This is a genomic window from Sphingosinicella sp. (genome assembly GCF_013911755.1).
Lineage (GTDB): Bacteria > Pseudomonadota > Alphaproteobacteria > Sphingomonadales > Sphingomonadaceae > Sphingosinicella.
In genome coordinates this window covers 1-22,650 of the sequence record NZ_JACESP010000012.1, presented here as the reverse complement: position 1 = coordinate 22,650, position 22,650 = coordinate 1, and the positions used below count along the sequence as shown (strand labels likewise).

The window sequence follows — 22,650 nt, the reverse complement described above, 5'->3', positions numbered from 1 at the left end:
GTTAGAGAGCGTGGATTACAACCGCATTTTCCAGGACGCGATCGATCGCCTTCATGCCGAGGGCCGCTACCGCGTTTTTATCGACATCCTGCGCAATCGGGGCAACTACCCGAACGCGCGCTGCTTCGCCGGCCATAACGGCGCGCGCCCGATCACCGTCTGGTGCTCGAACGACTATCTCGGCATGGGCCAGCATCCGGACGTGATCGCCGCGATGGAAGAGACGCTGCGCGACGTCGGCGCGGGCTCGGGCGGCACGCGCAACATCGGCGGCAACACGCACTATCACCTGGAGCTTGAGAACGAGCTTGCCGAGCTTCACGGCAAGGAAGCCGCGCTGCTCTTCACCTCGGGCTATATCTCGAACGAGGCGACGCTTTCCACGCTCGGCAAGCTGCTGCCGGGCTGCATCGTGTTTTCGGACGAGCTGAACCACGCCTCGATGATCGCGGGCATCCGCGGCGCGGGCTGCGAGAAGCGCGTGTTCCGTCACAACGATCTCGAACATCTCGAAGAGCTGCTTGCCGAGGCGCCAAGGGACGCTGCGAAGCTGATCGCGTTCGAAAGCGTCTACTCGATGGACGGCGACATCGCGCCGATCGCCGAAATCTGCGACCTCGCCGACAAGTATAACGCGCTGACGTATCTGGACGAGGTCCACGCGGTCGGCATGTACGGCGACCACGGCGGCGGTATTTCGGAGCGGGACGGTGTCGCGCACCGCCTGACCATCATCGAAGGCACGCTCGCCAAGGCGTTCGGCATCATGGGCGGCTACATCGCGGCGTCCAAGACGCTGACGGACGTGATCCGCAGCTACGCGCCGGGCTTCATCTTCACGACCAGCCTTGCGCCGGTGCTCGTCGCCGGCGCGCTCGCCAGTGTGCGCCACCTGAAATCGTCCTCCGTCGAGCGGGAGGGTCAACAGGCCGCCGCCGAGATGCTGAAGACGAAGATGCAGGGCGCGGGTCTACCCGTGATGCCGTCCACCACGCACATCGTGCCGCTGCTCGTCGGCGATCCCGCGAAGTGCAAGAAGATCAGCGACATCCTGCTCATCGAGTACGGCGTTTACGTGCAGCCGATCAACTACCCGACAGTGCCGCGCGGCACGGAGCGTCTGCGCTTCACCCCGGGCCCCAATCACAGCGAAGCGATGATGGACGACCTCGTCCGCGCGCTCGCGGAAATCTGGGACCGCCTGGAAATGCGCATCGCGGCCTAACGGGCCTTTTCGAGATACGGACGCGGGTCTACGGCAACAAAACCCGGCGTCGTTCCGGCGAAATGCTCCAGCCAGTATTTGTGGCCTGATCCGACGAGCACCAGCACGCGCTCGCCCGGCTTCGCGATAAGGCCGATCTTGGCGAACATCTTGGCGTTTCGCATGTACCACATGGCGTTCAGCACGGCGCCCGGCTGATCCTCGCCGTCGCCGAAGCGGAGCATGCCGTAGTAGCCTTTCGCGTGTTCGGCCGCGTTGCGGGCAGGGTCGTTGATGGTGAGCAGCAGTTCGGAGATCGACTGAGTTTCCTGCGCCTTCGTCTGCGCCTCGGCCTGCCGCCGGAAATAGTCGAACACCGCGTCGAGTTCGCCCTTCTGTCCGTGGGCGGTGGCGAAGACTTCCACTGGGCCGAACGGAAAGTAGTCGGGCTCGCCGGGTCCGGGTTGCTCATCGAAGCCGTAGACCTCGGCGTGGCCGAGCTTTCGAGCCAGCCGGAAGCCGATCTGGACGACCTCGTTGGTCTTCGTCTCCAGGTCTTTGGGCTTGAATGCTCGGTATCCGGGAACCGTGAACGGCTGGGGATACTGCCATTCCACCAGCACCTTGTCGGGCTTCCACGCCGCGAGCGCGTCCGTCAGCCGTTCGAGTTCCGCCTGCCGGGCAGGGGCGGTCACGTCGTCCGCCTTCACGTTCGCCTTGTCCATACCGGCGTTCGAGAAATGGTAGGTGCCGAGCACCATGATTGAAGTGTCCGCGGCGGCAGCCGGGAAGGCGATGACGGCCCCGATGAGGGCAAGCGTGGCAATGCGCATGGAACCTCCCTGTTTGTGTATTATTTATGCAATACACTTCCTCGATAGGCAAGCCGCACCGCGCACGCTAAGCTCCCGTCATGGCGACGAAAACCATCAACCTCGCGCTTCAGGGCGGCGGCAGCCACGGCGCGTTCACCTGGGGCGTTCTCGACCGGCTGCTCGAGGACAAGCGCATCGAACTCTCCGCCATTTCGGGCACCAGCGCGGGCGCGATGAACGCCGCCGCGCTTGCGCAGGGCTGGATGACGGGCGGTCGCGACGGCGCGCGGGAATGTCTCGACCGCTTCTGGAAGCGTGTTTCCGACGCGGCGATGTTCGTGCCCGTGCGCGATACGCCGTGGAGCGACTGGTGGGCGGCGTGGACCGGGCACGGCACGTCGGGCCGCGAAATCCTCCGGCAGGTATCGCGTGCCATGAGCCCGTATCAGTTCAATCCCGCGGGTTTCAATCCGCTGCGCGATATCGTTGCTGACTCCTTCGATTTCGAGAAGATCGGGAGTTGCAGGGCGCTGACGCTGTTCATCGCGGCCACCAACGTGTTCACGGGCAAGGTGCGCGTGTTCTCGGGTCACGAGGTAACGGCGGATGTGCTCGCCGCCTCCGCCTGCCTGCCGCAGCTCTTTCAGGCGGTCGAGATCGACGGCGAGCCCTACTGGGATGGCGGCTACATGGGCAATCCGGCACTGTTCCCGCTGTTCTACCACCCGGGGCCGGAAGACATATTGCTGGTGCAGGTCAGCCCGATCGAGCGCCGACAGCTGCCCACCAGCGTCGAGGACATCGACAACCGCATTGACGAGATCGCCTTCAACGGCTCGCTTCTGCGCGAACTGCGCGCCGTCGAGTTCGTCGACCGCTTGATCGAGACCGGCCAGATCGTCGCGGGGAGGCGGTATCGCAAGATCCTGATGCACCGTGTCGACGGCGGGGAGGAGCTTGCCGCCTATTCGCCGGCGACCAAGGTAAATGCGGACTGGCCTTTCCTCACCGCCCTGCGCGACCTGGGGCGGGTGAAGGCGGAGCAGTGGCTGAAGGCGAACTACGGGGCCGTGGGGAAGACGGCGACGCTCGATCTGAGGGGGATTTTTGAATAGCGTAGAGGTTGTGCGTCCCTCGACTTCGCTCGGGATGATGATCGTCGCGTAAGAAGGGTTTTCATCCCGAGCGAAGTCGAGGGACGCACAGCGCAGCCCTGTGTTACAATTCTTGGTAGCGCCGGAAGGGTCGCTCCCCTAGATAGTGCGCTCACGCGAATCGCACCCGCAGCTTGCATGAGGCCCGCCGCTCCATGTCCGTTATCGCCATTGGCAGCGACCACGCCGGTTACGTCCTGAAGTCCGCTGTTGCGGACTGGCTGAAGGAAGCCGGTCACGAGGTGCTCGACCTCGGCACGAACGGCGGCGAGTCCGTCGATTACCCGGATTTCGGCCGCGCGGTCGGCGAAGCAGTCGCCTCTGGCAAGGCCGAGAAGGGCGTTGTCGTCTGCGGCTCCGGCATCGGCATTTCGATCGCGGCGAACCGCGTGAAGGGCGCGCGCGCTGCGCTCTGCATGAACGGGCTGATGGCCCGGCTGTCGCGCCAGCACAACGATGCGAACATCCTTGCGCTCGGCGAACGCCTGATCGGCATCGAGACGGCGCGCGACTGCCTCAATGAATTTCTGAACACGCCCTTCGAGGGCGGACGTCACCAGCGGCGCGTCGACAAATTGTCGGCGTAGCCCACGAAGGAGATACGAGCATGAGCACCGCCGCCGCCACGCCGCTTGCCCAGGACGGGTTTTTCACGGACGGTGTCGCCACTGCCGACAAGGCGGTTTTCGACGCGATCACCAGGGAACTGACCCGCGAGCGCGACCAGATCGAGCTGATCGCCTCCGAAAATATCGTCAGCCGCGCCGTTCTGGAAGCGCAAGGCAGCGTGTTCACCAACAAGTATGCCGAGGGCTATCCCGGCAAGCGCTACTATCAGGGCTGCGCCCCTTCGGACGAGGTCGAGCAGCTTGCCATCGACCGCGCGCGCAAGCTCTTCGACTGCGCCTATGCCAACGTGCAGCCGCACTCCGGCGCGCAGGCGAACGGCGCGGTGATGATGGCGCTGGTACAGCCGGGCGAGACGATCCTCGGCATGAGCCTCGCCGCCGGCGGCCACCTGACACACGGCGCGCCGCCCGCGCAGTCCGGCAAGTGGTTCAACGCCGTGCAATACGGCGTGCGCGAAAGCGATCACCTCGTCGACTTCGACGAGGTCGAGCGGCTGGCGCTGGAGCACAAGCCGAAGCTCATCATCGCGGGTGGCTCGGCCTATCCGCGCACGCTCGATTTCCCGCGCTTCCGGGAGATCGCCGACAAGGTGGGCGCGTATCTGCTCGTCGACATGGCGCACTTCGCCGGTCTCGTCGCGGCGGGGCTGCACCCGAGCCCGCTGCCGCACGCGCATGTCGTCACCACCACCACGCACAAGACACTGCGCGGCCCGCGCGGCGGCATGGTGCTCTCGAATGACGAGGCGATCGGAAAGAAGATCAACTCGGCGGTGTTCCCCGGCCTTCAGGGCGGCCCGCTGATGCACGTGATCGCCGCGAAGGCCGTGGCGTTCGGGGAGGCGCTCGATCCGAGCTTCAAGGTCTATGCGCAGGCGGTGATCGCCAATGCGAAGACACTCGCTGGTCGCCTCAAGGAGCGCGGCTGCGATGTCGTCGCGGGCGGCACGGATACGCACCTCGCGCTGATCGACCTTCGCCCCAAGGGCCTCACCGGCAAGGATGCCGACGAGACGCTGGAGCGCAGCCACATCACCTGCAACAAGAACGGCGTGCCGTTCGATCCGCTCCCGCCGACGAAAACGAGCGGCATCCGCGTCGGCTCGCCCGCCGGAACGACGCGCGGCTTCGGGCAGGCCGAGTTCACGCTGATCGCCGACATGATCGCCGATGTGCTCGATGGTCTTGCCGCAAACGGCGCCGAGGGCAATGGTGCGGTCGAGGCGGACGTGCGGGCGCGCGTGAAGGCGCTTTGCGACCGCTTCCCGATCTATCCGGGGCTCTGACGCACAAGGTCGGGGAAGGGGGGACGAGCGATGCGCTGCCCGTTTTGCGGAGGCGAGGATAGCCAGGTCAAGGACTCGCGTCCGACCGAAGACGGCAGCGCGATCCGCCGTCGTCGTCAGTGTCCGGCGTGCGGCGCGCGCTTCACGACGTTCGAGCGTGTGCAGCTTCGCGAGCTGGTGATCCTCAAGAAGTCCGGCGACAAGGAAGTCTTCGAGCGCGACAAGCTCGCCCGCTCCATCGAGATCGCCTGCCGCAAGCGGCCGATCGCGCCCGAGCGCATCGAGCGGCTGGTGTCCGGCATTGTCCGCCAGATGGAGGCGATCGGCGAGGCCGAGATCGAGGCCGAGGTGATCGGGCAGGCGGTGATGGAAGGGCTGAAGACCCTCGACGCCGTCGCCTACGTGCGTTTCGCCAGCGTCTATCGCGATTTCCGCGAGGCGAAGGACTTCGAGGAGTTCATCGGCGCCATCGAAACCGTCGCGAGGACGGGGGCGAAGTGACCGGCGCGGCGGCCGGTCCGCCGCCGCCCGCCATTGTGCTGGTGCGGCCGCAGCTGGGCGAGAATATCGGCAAGGCCGCCCGCGCAATGCTCAACTTCGGGCTCGCCGAGATGCGCCTTGTCTCCCCGCGCGACGGCTGGCCGAACCCCGATGCGGGTCCGGCGGCGAGCGGTGCCGACATCGTGCTCGAAAATGCCCGCGTCTACGAAACTGTCGCCGACGCTGTGGCGGACTGCGCGTTCGTCTACGCCACCACCGTGCGCAAGCGCGGGCTCACCAAGGAAGTCGTCGGCCCCGGAAAGGCCGCGCAGGACACGCGCGGCCGCGCCGGGCGCACCGCGATCCTGTTCGGCCCCGAACGCTCGGGCCTTGAAACCGACGATGTCGCGCTCGCGCAGGCGATCCTCACCGTGCCGGTGAACCCCGAATTCGGGTCGCTCAATCTCGCGCAGGCGGTCATCCTCTTCGCCTACGAATGGTCGAAAGCCGGCGTGGGCGAGGCGTCTACTTTCGACAACTACGAAGGCCCGGCCCCCCAGGCCGACCTCGAAGGCCTCATCGGCCAGCTCGAGACAGCGTTGGATGCGGCGGAATATTTCCGCGTCGAAAGCCGCGCACCCGCCTCGCGCCGCACGCTCAGGAACATGCTTACCCGTCCGGGCTACTCGGCAAAGGAGGTACGAACGCTGAGGGGCGTCATCACGGCGCTGACGAAAGAGCGGAATTGAAGTTGCGCGCTATCCGGGTAGAATTGCAGCCCCGAAGTCACAGGGAGTATCGTGTGAGAGCTAGGATTTTGGCAGCCGTATGGGTCGTATTTGGTTTCGGCGGCTTGGCCTTTGCGTCTCCGGAACGGGATTCTGCGGCTGGCGAAGAGGCTGACCCGATGGTCTGCAAGCGACCCGAGCCTGAGGTCGGCACCCGCTTGCGGCCAGCGAAGGTTTGCAAGCCCAAGAGTGTATGGGAAGCCGAGGGAGCGATCCACAAGAACGCCGCCGAAGATCATTTCCGTCGGCACCGCACTGTCGGCAGTTCGCTGTCGCAATAGCGAACGCGGACCCTTTTCGGATTTCTACGGCCCTAGCGCAGATTGTCCTGCAAGAACGCGCGGATGCGCGTCAGCATGTCGATGCGAGCGTCGCTATCGATAAGACCGTGCTGAAGCCCGTCATACTCGACATAATCAACCGACTTGCCTTCTTTGCGAAGCTCGCGCGCCATGGAGCGCGATTGATTGACGTTCGTATTGAGGTCGATCGAGCCGTGAAACATCAAGACAGGGGCGCGAATGGCGGCGGCGTTCTTCGCGGGTGAGGCGGTGTTAAGCTCCGGCCCGCTGCCGACAAGATTTCTGACGAGGCGGCCTGTTACGAAATTTCGCTTATCATTGACGTGTTGCGCAAAATCCGTGACCGGGGCGATCGCGACGGCAGCCTTGTAGAGCGCGGGATCGACGACGTTTGATTGCAGGGCAGCGTACCCGCCATAGCTCCATCCCACGATCGCCAGGCGTCCTGGGTCTGCGATCCCGCTCGCAACGGCCCAGCGGGCACTGTCGTTGATGTCGCCGATCGCCTGGCGCCAGCCCTGGAAACCGTTCTCGCCGAGCCATTCGTCTCCATAACCCCATGAGCCGCGGTAATTGGGTTGGAGCACCGCATAACCGATTGCGGCGAGGTACTGAGGAAGCCAATCGAATCCCCAGGTGTCGCGAGATGAGGGACCGCCATGCGGCATGACCACAAGCGGCAGCCGCTTGCCTTCCATCCCCGGCGGGAGCATCAGATAGCCGGGAATACGGGTTCCGTCAGCAGCGGGGATATTCACCGGCTTAGACTTTGCGAGCGTCTTGCCTTCAAGTTGGTCTCGTGCGCCGCTGATGAGCATGAGTTCGCGGCTCGTGCGATCGAAAACGTAATATTTCCCCGGATCATCGTCCGCGTTCGCGAGCAGGAGAATGCGGTTTTCATCCCATGACGTGTTGAGGAGCGTGATGGTTTTGCCCGGCAGCACCTTCGACAGGCTTTTGGTAAGCGCCTTCAGTGTCGGATCGAAATATTCGATGTGCTGGTATTCATCGAAGTAATAGACGCCAACAGGACGTTTCCTTTTGCCGATCTGCGCAAGGCCGGCGACATCGACCCGGTCGTGCGCGAACACCGTTTGCTTGGCACCGCTTTCGAGTGTGATCTTTACGAGCGCATCGCGGCCATCCACCGGCTCCGTAACGTAAATGCTGTCACCACTGTCATCGAAACCGTAGACGTAGGCTTCATCGGAGAGGCTTATCGGCTTCCATTTTTTGTCGTCCCGGCTCCGGTACCAGTGATTGCTCTTGCCGGTATAATTCTGATTGCGGTCGACCACGCGCACGATGCGATAGCGCACGCGGCCATCCCCGTCGGTTATGTAGCGGCTCACGTTTTCTCCGGCGCGCTCTTCGATGGCGGACGTGCCCTTGTAGATATTGAAACGCTTGACGCCGATTCCCGATTCTGGAGCGATGAGACGTGTGCCGGTCGACTGTTCCTCAAGGATGGGTACCTGCATGAGCACGTTCTCTTTGTCGTCGGGTAACATGTCGATAATGCCACCTGAAAACTGATTGATTTCAAGCGTTCGCTCGTTGCTTCGTGTGCCGATAATCCTCAGGTTGGAGCCGTCGCGGCCAACGGCGAACATTCGCGAGAACCCGATCGGCGTGCCGGCCAGTCGCTGTTCGCCCTCGACAAGGCACGTAAGTCGATCGTTTTTCGCCCATTCACAGTCCGAGACGCGTGCCCGTTCGAACGATGACGTAGTGACGAGATTTTGCTTACCCGTGGCGATATGGGCCGCAATGAAGTGTGTTCCGCGCGAACTGGCGGGTGTCTTGTAAACAACATAATCGCCGAGCGGCGACAAGCTGACGGATTCCATGCTTTCGCGCGCACCAAAAAGTCGGGCTGCGTCGGACATTTCTGCAATAGCGTGAAATGGAAGAAGGGCTGAGAGTAAGAACGCATATGCCGCGCACAACTGATTCTTCATGACTCGCCCCACCGTTGCTTGCAAGAAACTATCTCCTTGATTGGCGTCTTTGCAAGGCTGGATCGGTGTTCTGCGGAGGCCGTGGGCGGTAAACACGTTGACAGTCTTTAACAGCCCCGCTAGACGCGCGCCTTCGCAATTGGCCCTGCACGTCCGGTGAAGCAGGCGCCGCATTCTGTGAATGGCAGGATGGTGCGGTTCCGGGCACTTTTGAACGCGAATTGAAAGGATGGCGCATGTCGAAGCGCAGCAGTGCAAAGTACAAGCTCGATCGCCGCATGGGCGAGAATATCTGGGGCCGTCCGAAGAGCCCGGTGAACAAGCGCGAATACGGCCCCGGCCAGCACGGTCAGCGCCGCAAGAGCAAGCTTTCCGACTTCGGCATCCAGCTCCGCGCCAAGCAGAAGCTCAAGGGCTATTACGGCGACGTTACAGAGAAGCAGTTCCGCAAGGTCTATGAGGAAGCCGTCCGCATGAAGGGCGATACCTCGCAGAACCTGATCGGTCTCCTTGAGCAGCGCCTCGACATGGTCGTGTACCGCGCCAAGTGGGCGCCGACGATTTTCGCCGCGCGTCAGATCGTGAACCACGGCCACATCGAGGTGAACGGCGAGAAGTGCAACATCGCCAGCCGCCGCGTGAAGCCGGGCGACGTGCTTTCGCTGCGCAAGAAGGCGCAGGAAATGGCGCTGGTTCTCGAGGCGCAGGGCCTCAGCGAGCGTGAAGTTCCCGAGTATGTCTCGGTCGACGGCGACGGCAAGGCGACCTACGTGCGCGTGCCGACGCTCGACGAGGTGCCCTATGCGGTCCGCATGGAACCGAACCTCGTCGTCGAGTTCTACTCGCGCTAAGCCTCACGGCTTTTGCGGAAAACGGGGCGCTGCCGGAAGGCGGCGCCCTTTTTCTATCTGCGCCCCGCAAGCGTCAGGTAGAGCGCCGCCGGCACCACCGACAGCAGCCCGTAAACGAGTAGCGTGGAGAGCTGGATGATCCAGAGCGCGGGCGAGGTGATCGTCATCGACTGGACGATCGCAGCGACTTGCTGCGGCGTCTGCGCGGCGTGAAAGACGACGAAGCGGACGGCCATGACCACCGGCATCAAGGCGAGCGCGATGAGGATGCACAGCGCGGACAGGCGCCAGCGGTTGCCGCGCGTGAGCTCGGCTGAGCGTTGAAACGCGACCATCGGCCATTGCCGCTCTTGGAGCGCCGCAGGAATGGCGAGCACCCATACGGCGAAGACGGCAATGCAGGCGGCGGTGAACAGCAGCGAGTTCATCTGCCCCAGTTGCAGCAGGCGCGAGGCCAGCAGCAGGATGATGCGCATCGTCATGAGGCCGATGCCGATGATGAGAGCGACGACGAGTCCCGGCTGGAGCCGGCTGAGCCCTGCGCGCATGAACGTGCGCGGATCGCTCGTGCGGGCGAGAATGCCGCCGGTGACGGCGCAGAAGAAGATCATCACGAGCAGCCAGCGCATCGTTTCGGCGATGGTGCCGAGCGCCGGATCGGGCGCGTCGGTTGTGGCAATGCTGAGCGTACGGAGCGCAACGGCAGGCAGGGTAAGGAAAACGAGGCCGAGCAGGATGATCGGCGCGAACTGCCGCCAGAAGATCGTGAGTGCGAGCCGGAGAGCGGCGATGAGATCGAGCGGGGCGGAAGACGTCATGGCGTTATGGTACGCGTTCGCCCCCGACCCACAATATGGAATTCGCTGCCGCTGACGACGAGCGCGATGTCCGCAAGATCGCTCGCCGCGACGAGTTCGAGCGCGCCGGCGGAGGGCAGCGCGATGTTTGCGGCGGGCCAGCTCGGCGCGCCTTTTCTGAGCGAAACCAGCCGGTCGCCCGATGCACCGCGCAGGTGGAGGTAAAGCGTGTCTCGACCGGCCTTCGCGGCGATGATGCGGAACCCTGCGGGCGGCGTGTAGGCAAGCTCGGGCAGCGTCTGGCTGGCGGGGCCGAGCAGTGGTGCCATCGGATAGGCGACGAGGCTGCCCGGCGGAAGGCGGCCGTCCGATGTCATCCAGCCGCCGTCGCCAAGCACGGCGATCGCGCGGCCCTGGAAGAAGTCGAGCAGCCGCGCGTCGGTCGGCAACTGCGACCGACGGAAATTCTGCGCCCAGCCGAAGTGATAAAGTTCATGCGCGCCGCTCGCGGTCGTCACCTCGGCGGCGTGGAAAAGGCCGCCGCCCGAGAGCGAGAAGAACGGTCGGATGCCGCGCGCATCGAACGGTGCGGCGAGGATCGTCGTTGCCACATACACGGGCTGGCCGCGTGTCCAGAGCTTGAGCAGGCGCGGCACGCCGGCGCTCGTCAGGGATCCGGGCCCGGTGTTGGCGGCGATGAGAATGCGACTGTCGTCGTACCAGATCGCCTGCGTCGGCCCCGGCGGAAGCCTGAAGCCGTTCGGCACGAAACCGCCCGCCTGCGCGTCGTATTCGCGCAGCGTGACACCAGGACGACCGGTTTCCGCAAGGAACAGCAGGCAACGCTCGAATGTCGGCGGCAGGCAATCGGCATCGACGAGGTGCCACGACTTCTTCTCGGCCTTGCCGAGCGCGGCGATGTCCGCAGTCACCGACCAGTCCGGTTTTCCACGCAGCAGCGGTGTCAGGTCGCTGCGGCGCAGGACGCGCGCGTCGCCATTCTCGCTGTAGAGTGCGAGCCTGTTGTCCTGGAAACGCGCGACCGTACCCGCCGAAGCGGGGAGGGCCGCTGCGACAATCAGAAACGCCAGGCAGATTTTGATGCGCGACCCCAACGACATGGCCGCTGGTAACCATGACTTCGCGGGCGGCGCAACCGTGCGCCCGCCCGGATGCCGGAAATCAGCGTTCAGCCGTCGGCGTTCAGTTGCCTGCGCGCGCCACCGCCGGAAGTTCACTGCGGCCGCGTTTCACGATCAGCTTGTTGAGCGCATTTGCGTAAGCTTTCGCGGACGCGACCATCGTATCAACATGCGCACCCGTGCCGCGCACGGTGCGGCCGTCCTCGGCGAGCACGACGCTGACCGTCGCCTGCGCGTCCGTGCCCTCGGTGACGGCATGGACCTCGTACAGCGTCAGCTGCGCGTCGTCGTGCGGCACGATCTTGCGCATCGCCTTGAACACGGCGTCAACAGGGCCGTTGCCGCGCGTGGTGACGGTCTGCTCCTCGCCATCAACCTCAAGCGTCAGGATGGCGCGCTGGGGACCGTGCGAGCCGCAGTAGATTTCCAGCTCCTTGAACTGGATCGCCTGATTGTCCCGCATCGTCTCGTCATCGACGAGTGCGATGATGTCTTCGTCGTAGACGTGCTTCTTGGCGTCGGCGAGATCCTTGAAGCGCTTGAAGGCGTCCTGGAACTCGTTGTCGCCGAGCTTGTAGCCCAACTCTTCCAGCTTCTGGCGGAAGGCGTGGCGGCCCGAGTGCTTGCCCATGACGAGGCTGGATTCGGAGAGTCCCACCGATTCCGGCGTCATGATCTCGTAGGTGCTCGCGTCCTTCAGCATCCCGTCTTGATGGATGCCGCTTTCATGCGCGAAGGCGTTGGCGCCGACGATCGCCTTGTTGGGTTGCACCTGGAAGCCGGTGACGGCCGAGACGAGCCGCGATGCCCGGGTGATCTCGCGCGTCTCGACGCCGGTTTCGTAAGGCATGACGTCGTGGCGCACGCGTAGGGCCATGGCGATCTCTTCAAGCGCGGCGTTGCCCGCACGCTCGCCGATGCCGTTGATCGTCGATTCCACCTGCCGCGCGCCGCCCGCGACTGCCGCCAGCGTGTTGGCGACGGCGAGGCCGAGGTCATTGTGGCAATGGGTGGAGAAGACCGCCTGATCCGCGTTGGGAACGCGTGAAATCACGTCGCGGAACATCGCGCCGTAGGTCTCGGGCGTCGCGTAGCCGACCGTGTCGGGCAAGTTGATCGTGGAGGCACCGGCGCGGATCGCGGTTTCGACCGCACGGCAGAGAAAGTCGAGGTCGCTGCGCGTCGCGTCTTCCGCCGACCATTCCACGTCGGGGCAAAGGTTGCGGGCATGGCTGACCGAGGCGCGGATCTTCTCCAGCACCGCCTCCGGCTCCATCTCCAGCTTCACGCGCATGTGGAGCGGCGAGGTGGCAATGAACGTATGGATACGCGGGCTCTTCGCGTCTTTGAGCGCGGCCCAAGCGCGGTCGATGTCGCCGACGGCAGCGCGCGCGAGGCTGGCGACCGTGGCCTTCTTCGCCTGACGAGCAACGGCCTGCACGGCTTCGAAATCACCCTCCGAAGCGATGGCGAAGCCGGCTTCGATGATATCGACGCCAAGCGCCTCCAGTTGTTCCGCGACGCGCAGCTTTTCGGCGAGGTTCATCGAGCAGCCGGGAGACTGCTCGCCGTCGCGCAGCGTGGTATCGAAAATCTTCACATAGTTCTGGCTGGACATGGCACACCTTCAAAATCTCGGAAAAACAGATGCGAACCTTTGCGGTTCGGTTCGATCGAGACCCTTAGGCGGCGGCGCGTCCAGAGCGCCAGACAGCAAAACCCGCGCGCCTAAGGGCGCGTAAGTCGAAGGAGCGCGAGAAGAGCGCGCTGAGAAAGGGCGAGGCTGTTGTGCCGCATCATGGGCGGCAGTCTATGTGGGAAACGGCCGGGTTTGTCCAGCCCCGAACGGCGTCAGATGACGTTCGCGGGCAGCGGCACCTTGTGGTTCGGACTGGCGGATGCGGGTTTGATTTCACTCATCACGCATTCGAGTTCGATATCGATGGGGCCTTCGATCTGCGCCATGGCGTCTGCATCGAGAATGGCACCGTCGATGTCCACGGCCCAGCAGCGACCCTCGAGATCGGAGAGGAGGGCGGCGACTTCCGAACCGTTTTCCACGGGCTCAGCGGCGACCGGGGCCGCTGCCAGAAGGGTTGCCAAGGCTGCTATACCATACCGAACGATCATTGCCGGTTTCCTCTCCACTGTCTTGTACAGTGTGAATGCAAAAGCAGTGCCAGCGTTCCCGCCGCGTGCCACATCAACCGTTTCGATGGTTAAGGCAGAAGGAACGATCACGGAACTGTAAAAATGGGCGACAGCATCTTGTGAACACAAAGAAAAAGGGCGACCCGGAGGTCGCCCTTTCCACCTGAGAACGAAGCTGTTCAGGCCTTGCGGCGACGCGCGGCGGCAATGCCGATCGCGCCGAGACCGAAGAGCGCGAGCGCGCCCGGTTCGGGCACGTCGGTGATCGGCTTGTAGGCGAGCGCGACGTTATCGAACTCGAACGCATAGCCCGAGCTGGAGGCGACCACCTTGTTGAAGGCCGTGTCCGAATTGATGTTCACGTAGTAGGTGCCGGCTGCACCCTGATCGCCGTTGGCGACTGCGGCCACATCAGACCCGGAATAGGTGAAGAGCAGTGTGTCGCCCGCATAGAAGGCCAGCGAGTTGTAGGTATCGACCGAGCCCCACAGGATGCCGAAATACTGGTGATCGTCACCAAGATCGAGCGTGACGCTGCCGATGCCGGTCGTCAGATACTGGGTGACGTCCTGGCCATCCGCCTGCGCGTTGCCGAACAGCGTGCCGTTGCCGCCCGAAACATAGGGCGCCGCATACTTGCCGCCGACGTTCGGAAGCGAAGCCGTGCCAGCATCCGTGCCGGAGAACGAGACGGTGATACCGCTCGCAGTCGTGCCGCCGGGGCCGATCGCGTCGAAGCTCTCGTAGACGTTGGCGCCGACCGGGACGCCGCCCACGGACGACGAGATCACAGCAGCCGCCGCGCTGGTGGAAGCGAGCATGGCGGCAAAAGCGAAAGCATACTTCATGACATAATCCTCTGATCAAACCGTGTTCGGTCCATCAGATGCAGGGACGATGCCAGAATCGAAGAGTTGAGCTTTTGCACGATAGACGATAGTTAACAGCGCGTTAGCTATAATCTCTCTGTAAGTTTGCCCGACACGCCGCCCGCGATCACGGGCGGCGTTCGAAAGCGGCGGTGATGTGCAGGCTGACCTCGTCACCGAGCACGGGGAGCGCATAGTTGATACCGTAATCGCTGCGCTTGATGGTGGCGCGCGCCTCGAAGCCCACCGTTTCGATCTTGCTCATCGGGTTGGGACCCGCGCCGGTGAAGCGCGCATCCAGCACAACCGGCTTTGTGATGCCCCTGATCGTGAGATCGCCGGTGATCTTCGCCTTGAGGCCGTCGACGACGACCGCCGTCGATTTGAAGGTGGCGGTCGGGAACTTCGCGGTGTCGAAGAAGTCGGCGGTCTTGAGGTGTGCGTTCAGCTTTTCGCTGGTCGTCGTCACCTGGTCGACCGGTATGGTCAGCGAGACGCTCGCAGACGCCGGTTTCGCGGGGTCCAGCGTCAACGTGCCGGTCGTGCCGCCGAAGATGCCGTAATAGACATTGAAGCCGAGGTGGTTGATGCCCCACGCGATCTGCGTGTGATCGGTATCGACCGTATAGGTGCCGGCGGCGACTTTCGCGGCGGCCTCTGCGCCCTGCTGGCCCTGGGCGAATGCGGGGGCTGTGAGGCCGATGAGGGCGAGGGCGACAAGCTGGGCTTTCATGGCGGGGCTCCTGAAACGGGAAACGGCGCCCGCAGCCTGTGCCGCGGGCGCCGTTCCTGTCAACCGAAGCTCTTGTGACGGAGCGTGTTAGTTCACGGCCTTGTCGACGAGCTTGTTCTTGCCGATCCACGGCATCATCGCGCGCAGGCGGCCGCCGACCTCTTCGATCTGGTGCGCGTTCTGGTTCTTGCGCGCAGCCTTGAGTTCCGGGTTGCCGGCGCGGTTGTCGAGGATGAAATCCTTGACGAAGCGGCCCTGCTGAATATCGGCGAGCACGCGCTTCATTTCAGCCTTGGTCTCTTCGGTGACGATGCGCGGGCCGGTCTTGTAGTCGCCGTATTCGGCGGTGTTGGAGATCGAGTAGCGCATGTTGGCGATGCCGCCTTCGTACATCAGGTCGACGATCAGCTTCACTTCGTGCAGGCACTCGAAATAGGCCATTTCAGGCGCATAGCCGGCTTCCACCAGCGTTTCGAAGCCCGCCATGATGAGGCTCGAAAGCCCGCCGCAAAGCACGGCCTGTTCGCCGAACAGGTCGGTCTCGCACTCTTCCTTGAACGTCGTCTCGATGATGCCCGAACGGCCGCCGCCGACGGCGGACGCATAGGAGAGGGCGACATCGTGGGCGTTGCCGGTCGCGTCCTGCGCGATGGCGATCAGGCAGGGCACGCCGCCGCCGCGCTGATATTCGCTGCGCACCGTGTGGCCGGGGCCCTTCGGCGCGATCATGAACACGTCGATGTCGGCGCGCGGCTCGATGAGGCCGAAGTGGACGTTGAGGCCGTGCGCGAAGGCGAGCGCGGCGCCTTCCTTCATGTTGGGCGCGAGGTCGTTCGCATAGATCGCGGCCTGATGCTCATCGGGTGCCAGCACCATGATGACGTCCGCCCACTTGGCGGCATCGGCGTTCGAGAACACCTTGAAGCCGGCGGCTTCGGCCTTCTTCGCGGTGGCCGAGCCTTCGCGGAGCGCCACGCCGACTTCGGCGACGCCGCTGTCGCGCAGGTTCTGCGCATGGGCGTGGCCCTGGCTGCCATAGCCGACGATCGCGACCTTCTTGCCCTTGATGAGGCCCAAATCGGCATCGGCATCATAATAAACGCGCATGATTTCAGGACTTTCTCTGTTCGAATTGGGAGGAAAAACGAAAAACTCAGCTCGGATCCTTGCCGCGCGAGATGGCGACGACGCCGCCGCGCGCGACCTCGACAAGGCCGACCTCGCGCATCAGTGCGATGAACGTGTTGACCTTCTCGGTGGACCCGGTGATCTCGAAAATGAAGCTCTCGATTGTGGCGTCGACGACGCGCGCGCGATAAATGTCGGCAAGGCGCATCGCCTCCAGCCGCTTGTCCCCGCCGCCCGTGACCTTCAGCAGTGCCATCTCGCGCTCGACGTGCGGCCCAAGCTCGGTGAGGTCGCTGACCTTGTGGACGGTCACGAGCCGGTCGAGCTGCGCTTCGATCTGGTCGATAACCTCCTGCGAGCCGGAGGTGACGATGGTGATGCGGCTGACATCGTGTGTTTCCGTGATGTCCGCCACGGTCAGGCTTTCGATGTTGTAGCCGCGCGCGGAGAACAGGCCGACGATCTTCGCAAGAACGCCGGACTCGTTGTCGACGGTGATGGCGAGCGTATGCCGCCGGATGGGGCCGAGATCGCGCATCAGACGAGCGCCTGCGCGTCTTCGTCGAGTTCGCCCTTCACGTCGGACGAATTCAGAAGCATTTCCGTATGGGCGGCGCCGGACGGGATCATCGGGAAGCAATTCTCCAGCTTTGCGACGCGGCAATCGACGAACACGGGGCCGTCATACGCCAGCATCTCGGCGATCCCGGCGTCGAGGCCATCAACGTCCTCGATGCGGATGCCCTTCCAGCCGTATGCCTCCGCGAGCTTCACGAAATCGGGGAGCGCCTCGCTGTAGCTTTCGGAATAGCGGCTCTCGTAGGTGAGCTGCTGCCACTGACGGACCATGCCCATATACTCGTTGTTGAGCACGAACACCTTCACGGGCAGGCGATATTGGATGGCCGTGGACATCTCCTGAATGTTCATCAGGATCGAGGCCTCGCCCGCGATGTCGATGACGAGCGCCCTGGGATTGCCCATCTGCGCACCGATTGCGGCAGGGAGCCCGTAACCCATCGTGCCGAGCCCGCCCGAGGTCAGCCACTTGCGCGGCGATTCGAAATGGAAATGCTGCGCGGCCCACATCTGGTGCTGGCCGACCTCTGTGGTGATGATCGGCGCCTTCGCCTTCGTCGCCTCGTAAAGGCGCTGGATCGCGTATTGCGGCAGGATTTCCTTGCCGGTCTGCCGGAAGCCGAGGCTGTCCTTCGTCCGCCACGCGTCGATCTTCGCGAACCATGCCTTCTGGTCGACGGCCTTGTGGGCGCGCGCTTTCCAGATCTTCAGCATGTCTTCAAGGACGTGGCCGACGTCGCCGACGATGCCGAGGTCCGCTTTCACGTTCTTGTTGATCGAGGAGCGGTCGATATCGATGTGGATCTTCTTCGAATTCGGCGAAAAGGCGTCGAGGCGCCCGGTGACGCGGTCGTCGAAGCGGGCGCCGATGCACAGCATCAGGTCGCACTCGTTCATCGCCATGTTGGCTTCATAGGTGCCGTGCATACCAAGCATACCGAGCCACTGCGGCGAGGCGGCTGGGAAGGCGCCGAGGCCCATTAGCGTCGAGGTGACGGGCGCACCCGTGACACGGGCCAGCTCGCGCAGAAGCTGCGCGGCGCCGTTGCCGGAATTGATGACGCCGCCGCCCGTGTAGAGGATCGGACGCTCGGCCTTCGCCAGCATTTCGACGGCGGCTTCGATGTCCTTCAGTTCGCCCTTCAGCTGCAGCTTGTAGCCGTTATGCAGCGCCGAACGCTTGCGGTAGCCCGCGCGCGCGACCTGAACGTCCTTCGGAATGTCGATGACGACGGGGCCGGGGCGGCCGGAGGTGGCGATGTGGAACGCCTCGTGGACGATGTCCGCCAGCCGCTCCGGATCTTTCACCAGATAGTTGTGCTTGGAGCAGTGGCGGGTGATGCCGACCGTGTCGCACTCCTGAAAGGCGTCCGACCCGATGAGGTGCGTGGCGACCTGCCCGGTGAGCACGACGACCGGGATGGAATCAAGCAGCGCGTCGGTGATGCCGGTGACGGCATTGGTCGCGCCGGGGCCGGAGGTGACGAGCACGACGCCGGGTTTGCCGGTCGAACGTGCATAGCCCTCAGCTGCATGGACTGCGGCCTGCTCGTGGCGGACAAGGACGTGCTTGATCACCGACTGCTGGAACAGCGCGTCATAGATCGGCAGCACGGCGCCGCCCGGATAGCCGAAAACGGTATCGACGCCGAGCTCGGTCAGCGCTTGGATGAGATTTTCCGCTCCGGTTTTCTGTTCGTTCACAGCCATGGTTTCCTTGATTCGGCCCGCGCATGTACGAGATTAAAACGTTCAGGGCAACCCCACCTCTTGAAATATTCGTACAAATTTAAATTTAATAGCGCATGATAGATGCAAAATAGGTGTGGCGCTTTGAGGCCTCGCCTTCGATCGTCAAGTTCGGCAAGATGCGCCGGATGGATGACGCTACCGTTTCCACCGGGTTCGAGGATCGCCGTACCGGAACCCGGACCTGGCATTTTGTCGTTGGGGTCTTCGCGCTGCTTGCCGCGCTCATAGGCATCGGTGCGATTTCGTTTGCCGCGTTTCAACGCGCGGTCGACATCGAACGCACGCGCACCGAAGCCGTTGCCCGCACCAGCGAGGGTTTCGAGAGCCTTGTTGCTGCAGAGCGTGCGATCAATGCGCTTCAGGAGGCAGAGCGCAGTCAGCGCGGCTATGTGCTCACCGAAAACCCGGTGTTCCTTGAGCCCTATGAGGCTGCGATCGCGCGTAGCTCGACCGTGCTCGATGACATGCAGACCAGAATCGGCGAAGGCGACGAGCGGCAGACGGCGCGCTTCGTCGTGCTGCGGCGGCTCATCGCGCTCAAGCTGGAGGAAATGGCACGGTCGGTGGAGATGACCCGCCGGGGCCGCATGGAGGAGGCGCGGATCGACGTCGCCTCGGGCTACGGCCGTCGCCTGATGGACGAGATTCAGGCGATGATGAACGAGATCGTCGCCGAGCAGCGCGCCGTTCTCGACCGGCGGCAGCAGGAGGTTGTAAAGCGCGACCAGCTCGGCGCGCAGTCGCTCTACAGGCTGGCGGCGCTCGGTGTTGCGCTGCTGGTGGCGGCGCTCATTTCCATGATCGCGCTCGCTTACATGGTGTACCGCACCAAGCTGGCGCTGGAGCGCGAGGAAGCCGGGGAGATCAGGCGGAACGTGCTGGAGGCGGCGGTCGCTGCCCGCACGCATGAAATGACGCAGGCGAACGTCGCGCTCCGCGCCGAAATCGCATCGCGCGAGGCGGCCGAAAATCGCCTTCGTCAGGCGCAGCGAATGGAGGCCGTCGGCCAGCTCACTGGCGGTATCGCGCACGATTTCAACAACATGCTCGCGGTCATCATCAGCAGCCTCGACCTTTTGAAGCGGCGGATCAGCACGGAAGATGCGCGTGTCTTGAAGTTGATCGATAATGCCCGCGAGGGAGCGACCCGCGCCGCGTCCCTGACGGCGCGGTTGCTCGCGTTTTCACGGCGTCAGTCGCTGAATCCGCAGACTGTCGAAGTGAACACGCTGATGAAAGGCGTCGTCGATCTGATTGGCCGCACGCTCGGCGAGCGAATAGCCGTGGAAACGAAATTCGGAGATGATATTCCGCCGGTGTTCGTCGATCCCGGAGAGCTTGAGAACGTCATCATTAACCTCGCCGCCAATGCGCGCGACGCGATGCCCGACGGCGGCACGCTCCGGATCGAGACCACGCGCTATGTGCCGAACGGCGAACCGCTCCCGGAAGGCGAGGCGGCAAGCGCCTACGCGCTGATCAGCGTCACCGACACGGGGCAGGGAATGCCGCCGGAGGTGGTCGAGCGTGTTTTCGAGCCCTTCTTCACGACAAAGGCCGTGGGCAAGGGAACCGGCCTCGGTCTCAGCCAGGTGCATGGCTTCGTCCATCAATCCGGCGGTCATATCTCGATCGAGTCCACGCCGGGCGAAGGCACGCGTGTCGATATCTATCTGCCCGTGCAGATCATCGGGCGCGTCGTTCCATCGGTCCCGCGTGCGGAAGGGCCGCTCGCGGGTGGAAGCTCCGAAGAGACGATCCTTGTGGTGGAGGATGAGGACCAGCTCCGCATGGTGACGGTCGAGAACCTGCGCGAGCTCGGCTACACGGTGCGCCACGCCGCGAACGGCAAGGAAGCGCTCGAAATCCTCGACGAACACCCGGGCATCCACTTGCTGTTCACCGATATCGTAATGCCCGGCATGTACGGCGATGAACTGGCACGAGAGGCGCTGTCGCGCTGGCCTGAGCTTGGCATTCTCTACACCAGCGGTTTCGCCCGCACGGGTGTTGATGGCGAGCCGCTCGATCCGCCAGCCGCGACCGTCCGCAAGCCGTATACGATGGAGGGCCTCGCCCAGAAGGTGCGCGAGACCCTCGATCAAGCGTCTAAGGTTGAAGCCGCGGCCAATCCGGCGTCTGGTTCCTGAACCACGTGCGCTGGCGCTTGGCGTAGCGCCGCGTATCGAGCTTCGCGCGTAGGATCGCTGCTTCCAGCGTACCTTCACCCTTGAGATGAGCGATGAGCGGCGGGACGCCGATCGCCTTCATCACGGGGAGCGCCGGGTCGAGGTGCATGGCGAGCAGCCGCACGGCCTCGTCGAGGCCGCCGTCCGCCAGCATCGTATCGAAGCGCGCGTCGCAGCGGCGGCCGAGTTCGTCCCGGTCGATCTCGACGACGGCGGGCTCCAGCGCCACCGTGCCAAGCAATCCGCCCGAAAGCTGCGCCTGATGATCGCCGAGCGAGACGCCGGTGCTGCGTTTCACTTCCAGCGCACGCGCCATGCGCTGCGTGTCGTTGGGGTGGAGGCGCGCGGCCATGGCCGGGTCTTCGCGGGCAAGCGCCTGCGCGAGTGCTGCGGTATCGAGCGCACGGACCAGGGCGCGGACGTCCGGGTCGATTTCGGGGACCGGCGCGATACCTTGAAGCAGCGTGCGCAGATAAAGGCCTGTGCCGCCGACAAGGATCGGAAGCAGGCCCTGATCGTGCGCGCGCGCGATCTCGCGCCGTGCGAGGGCGGCCCACCCTGCGGCACCGAGCGGAGCTTTGGCCTCGAGGAATCCATAGAGCCGGTGCGGCGCGCGCGCGGTCTCGGCGGGTGAGGGACGGGCGGAGAGGATGCTGAGGTCGCGATAGCACTGGCTTGCGTCCGCATTGATGATGACACCGCGCCGCGTTTCCGCCATGCGCAGCGCGAATGCTGACTTGCCGCTGGCAGTCGGTCCTGCAATGACCGCCAGCGGCGGCAAGGAAGGCGAGGTCATGAAGCTTGTTACAATCGTGGGATCGGAGCGTCTATCCGCGGGCGATGTGAGCGCGGCGCGCGATGCCGCTGCCGCTGCCGGTATGGACGCAGGGGCAGCGCGCTGGACGGAAGCTGAAGCTGTCGCCGAGTTCTCGGGAACCGGTCCCGCCGCCGCTGTACGCGACGCCGTGGAGGCTGCGGTGCCGCACGCCGACGTTATCGTTCAGGCGGCAGCGGAACGCAGGCGGCGGCTTTTCATCGCCGACATGGATTCGACGATGATCACGGTCGAGTGCATCGACGAGCTTGCCGATTACGCGGGGCTCAAGGCCGAGATCAGCGCAGTGACCGAGGCGGCGATGCGCGGCGAGATCGATTTCATCGGTGCGCTCGAAGGCCGCGTTGCGCTGCTTGCCGAACTCCCTGTCGCGGCCATAGACGATTGCCTGCGCGACCGGGTGCGCCTGTCGCCCGGCGCGCAGACGCTTGTGCGGACGCTCCGGCGGCACGGTGTCTACACGCTGCTTGTTTCGGGCGGCTTCACGCGCTTTACCGGTCCGGTTGCGGAAATGATCGGCTTCGACGAAGCGCGCGCCAACGTGCTCGAAACGCATGGCGACGTGCTCACCGGCAAGGTGGTGCCGCCGATCGTTGACGCGAATGCCAAGCGCGAGGCATTGACCGGCGCGGCGCAGGAGAGAGGCATAGCGCTCGCCGAGACGATCGCCATCGGCGACGGCGCCAACGACCTGCTGATGGTGGAGACGGCGGGCCTCGGCGTCGCCTATCACGCGAAGCCCAAGCTTGCTGATGCGGCAGACATGCGGATTCGTCGCGGCGATCTTACCGTGCTTCTCCACGCGCTCGGCATCCCCCGCGCTGACTGGTTTTCCGCCTAGCGCCTCGCGCGGTCCCGCCGCGTCGCGATCAGGATGCGGGCACCGATCGCGCCCTCACGGATGAGTTCGATGCGGTTCAGCCAGCGCTCGCCTTCGGCAAGCAGCTGCGGGATCAGGGCTTGTCCTGCGGCCGTGCGGTGCATCGCCCGAATGCGGTCGATCGC

At 64.2% G+C, this 22,650-nt stretch carries 21 protein-coding genes; 9 read left to right on the top strand and 12 right to left on the bottom strand.

Annotated elements, in window-relative coordinates; genetic code table 11:
* Positions 1-10 precede the first annotated feature (10 nt).
* Positions 11-1,225 (top strand): 5-aminolevulinate synthase, encoded by a 1,215-nt coding sequence (gene hemA, locus H2052_RS09910; protein WP_293780979.1) that lies wholly within the window; start codon positions 11-13, stop codon positions 1,223-1,225.
* On the opposite strand, the gene H2052_RS09905 is transcribed toward hemA, so the two are convergent.
* Positions 1,222-2,037: a DUF5694 domain-containing protein gene (locus tag H2052_RS09905; protein WP_293780976.1), complete on the bottom strand. Its 816-nt coding sequence runs from the start codon at positions 2,035-2,037 to the stop codon at positions 1,222-1,224. The two genes, hemA and H2052_RS09905, sit on opposite strands and share 4 nt — an antisense overlap.
* An 80-nt stretch (positions 2,038-2,117) precedes the next feature.
* On the opposite strand from H2052_RS09905, the gene H2052_RS09900 reads away from it, so the two are divergent.
* The 5 genes from H2052_RS09900 (at position 2,118) to H2052_RS09880 (ending at position 6,317) form a co-directional block, all read left to right on the top strand.
* Positions 2,118-3,134, top strand: coding sequence for a patatin-like phospholipase family protein (locus tag H2052_RS09900; protein ID WP_293780973.1), 1,017 nt, complete (start codon positions 2,118-2,120; stop codon positions 3,132-3,134).
* A 194-nt stretch (positions 3,135-3,328) separates the two neighbouring features.
* Positions 3,329-3,760, top strand: coding sequence for a ribose 5-phosphate isomerase B (gene rpiB, locus H2052_RS09895; protein ID WP_293780970.1), 432 nt, complete (start codon positions 3,329-3,331; stop codon positions 3,758-3,760).
* 20 nt (positions 3,761-3,780) lie between these two features.
* Complete coding sequence (gene glyA / locus H2052_RS09890) at positions 3,781-5,088, top strand: serine hydroxymethyltransferase (RefSeq protein WP_293780967.1); 1,308 nt, start codon at positions 3,781-3,783, stop codon at positions 5,086-5,088.
* Between the two features lie 30 nt (positions 5,089-5,118).
* Complete coding sequence (nrdR, locus tag H2052_RS09885; protein ID WP_293780964.1) at positions 5,119-5,589, top strand: transcriptional regulator NrdR; 471 nt, start codon at positions 5,119-5,121, stop codon at positions 5,587-5,589.
* Positions 5,586-6,317 (top strand): RNA methyltransferase, encoded by a 732-nt coding sequence (locus H2052_RS09880; RefSeq protein ID WP_293780962.1) that lies wholly within the window; start codon positions 5,586-5,588, stop codon positions 6,315-6,317. The genes nrdR and H2052_RS09880 overlap by 4 nt, the downstream gene beginning before the upstream one ends.
* 352 nt (positions 6,318-6,669) lie before the next feature.
* On the opposite strand, the gene H2052_RS09875 is transcribed toward H2052_RS09880, so the two are convergent.
* Entirely contained in the window at positions 6,670-8,619 is a 1,950-nt protein-coding gene (locus H2052_RS09875; RefSeq protein ID WP_293780959.1) for a S9 family peptidase, read from the bottom strand.
* Positions 8,620-8,855: 236 nt separating this feature from the next.
* On the opposite strand from H2052_RS09875, the gene rpsD reads away from it, so the two are divergent.
* A complete protein-coding gene (gene rpsD / locus H2052_RS09870; protein ID WP_293780956.1) occupies positions 8,856-9,470 on the top strand; it encodes a 30S ribosomal protein S4 in 615 nt (204 codons plus the stop codon).
* A 53-nt stretch (positions 9,471-9,523) separates the two neighbouring features.
* On the opposite strand, the gene H2052_RS09865 is transcribed toward rpsD, so the two are convergent.
* From H2052_RS09865 to H2052_RS09825, 9 genes are all read right to left on the bottom strand, one after another.
* The gene (locus H2052_RS09865) at positions 9,524-10,288 is read right to left on the bottom strand and encodes a hypothetical protein (protein ID WP_293780953.1); all 765 of its coding nucleotides are present in this window, start codon (positions 10,286-10,288) and stop codon (positions 9,524-9,526) included.
* On the bottom strand, positions 10,285-11,382 hold the full coding sequence (locus tag H2052_RS09860) for a hypothetical protein (RefSeq protein WP_293780950.1): 1,098 nt from the start codon (positions 11,380-11,382) through the stop codon (positions 10,285-10,287). Before H2052_RS09860 ends, H2052_RS09865 begins: the two co-directional genes overlap by 4 nt.
* Before the next feature lie 88 nt (positions 11,383-11,470).
* Positions 11,471-13,027, bottom strand: a complete 1,557-nt coding sequence (locus H2052_RS09855) for a 2-isopropylmalate synthase (RefSeq protein ID WP_293780947.1) — start codon at positions 13,025-13,027, stop codon at positions 11,471-11,473.
* A gap of 233 nt (positions 13,028-13,260) precedes the next feature.
* Complete coding sequence (locus tag H2052_RS09850) at positions 13,261-13,539, bottom strand: hypothetical protein (protein ID WP_293780944.1); 279 nt, start codon at positions 13,537-13,539, stop codon at positions 13,261-13,263.
* A 200-nt stretch (positions 13,540-13,739) separates the two neighbouring features.
* Positions 13,740-14,408, bottom strand: a complete 669-nt coding sequence (locus tag H2052_RS09845; RefSeq protein WP_293780941.1) for a PEP-CTERM sorting domain-containing protein — start codon at positions 14,406-14,408, stop codon at positions 13,740-13,742.
* Between the two features lie 148 nt (positions 14,409-14,556).
* Complete coding sequence (locus H2052_RS09840; RefSeq protein WP_293780938.1) at positions 14,557-15,162, bottom strand: YceI family protein; 606 nt, start codon at positions 15,160-15,162, stop codon at positions 14,557-14,559.
* Positions 15,163-15,249: 87 nt separating this feature from the next.
* Entirely contained in the window at positions 15,250-16,269 is a 1,020-nt protein-coding gene (gene ilvC / locus H2052_RS09835) for a ketol-acid reductoisomerase (RefSeq protein WP_293780935.1), read from the bottom strand.
* Positions 16,270-16,315: 46 nt separating this feature from the next.
* Complete coding sequence (ilvN, locus tag H2052_RS09830; RefSeq protein WP_121048069.1) at positions 16,316-16,828, bottom strand: acetolactate synthase small subunit; 513 nt, start codon at positions 16,826-16,828, stop codon at positions 16,316-16,318.
* On the bottom strand, positions 16,828-18,579 hold the full coding sequence (locus H2052_RS09825) for an acetolactate synthase 3 large subunit (protein ID WP_293780929.1): 1,752 nt from the start codon (positions 18,577-18,579) through the stop codon (positions 16,828-16,830). Before H2052_RS09825 ends, ilvN begins: the two co-directional genes overlap by 1 nt.
* A gap of 167 nt (positions 18,580-18,746) precedes the next feature.
* On the opposite strand from H2052_RS09825, the gene H2052_RS09820 reads away from it, so the two are divergent.
* Positions 18,747-20,771 (top strand): CHASE3 domain-containing protein, encoded by a 2,025-nt coding sequence (locus H2052_RS09820; protein WP_293780926.1) that lies wholly within the window; start codon positions 18,747-18,749, stop codon positions 20,769-20,771.
* Here H2052_RS09820 and miaA read toward each other — a convergent pair.
* Positions 20,731-21,606 (bottom strand): tRNA (adenosine(37)-N6)-dimethylallyltransferase MiaA, encoded by an 876-nt coding sequence (gene miaA, locus H2052_RS09815; RefSeq protein WP_293780923.1) that lies wholly within the window; start codon positions 21,604-21,606, stop codon positions 20,731-20,733. The two genes, H2052_RS09820 and miaA, sit on opposite strands and share 41 nt — an antisense overlap.
* On the opposite strand from miaA, the gene serB reads away from it, so the two are divergent.
* Complete coding sequence (gene serB, locus H2052_RS09810; RefSeq protein WP_293780920.1) at positions 21,605-22,486, top strand: phosphoserine phosphatase SerB; 882 nt, start codon at positions 21,605-21,607, stop codon at positions 22,484-22,486. The genes miaA and serB overlap by 2 nt on opposite strands.
* Positions 22,487-22,650 lie beyond the last annotated feature (164 nt).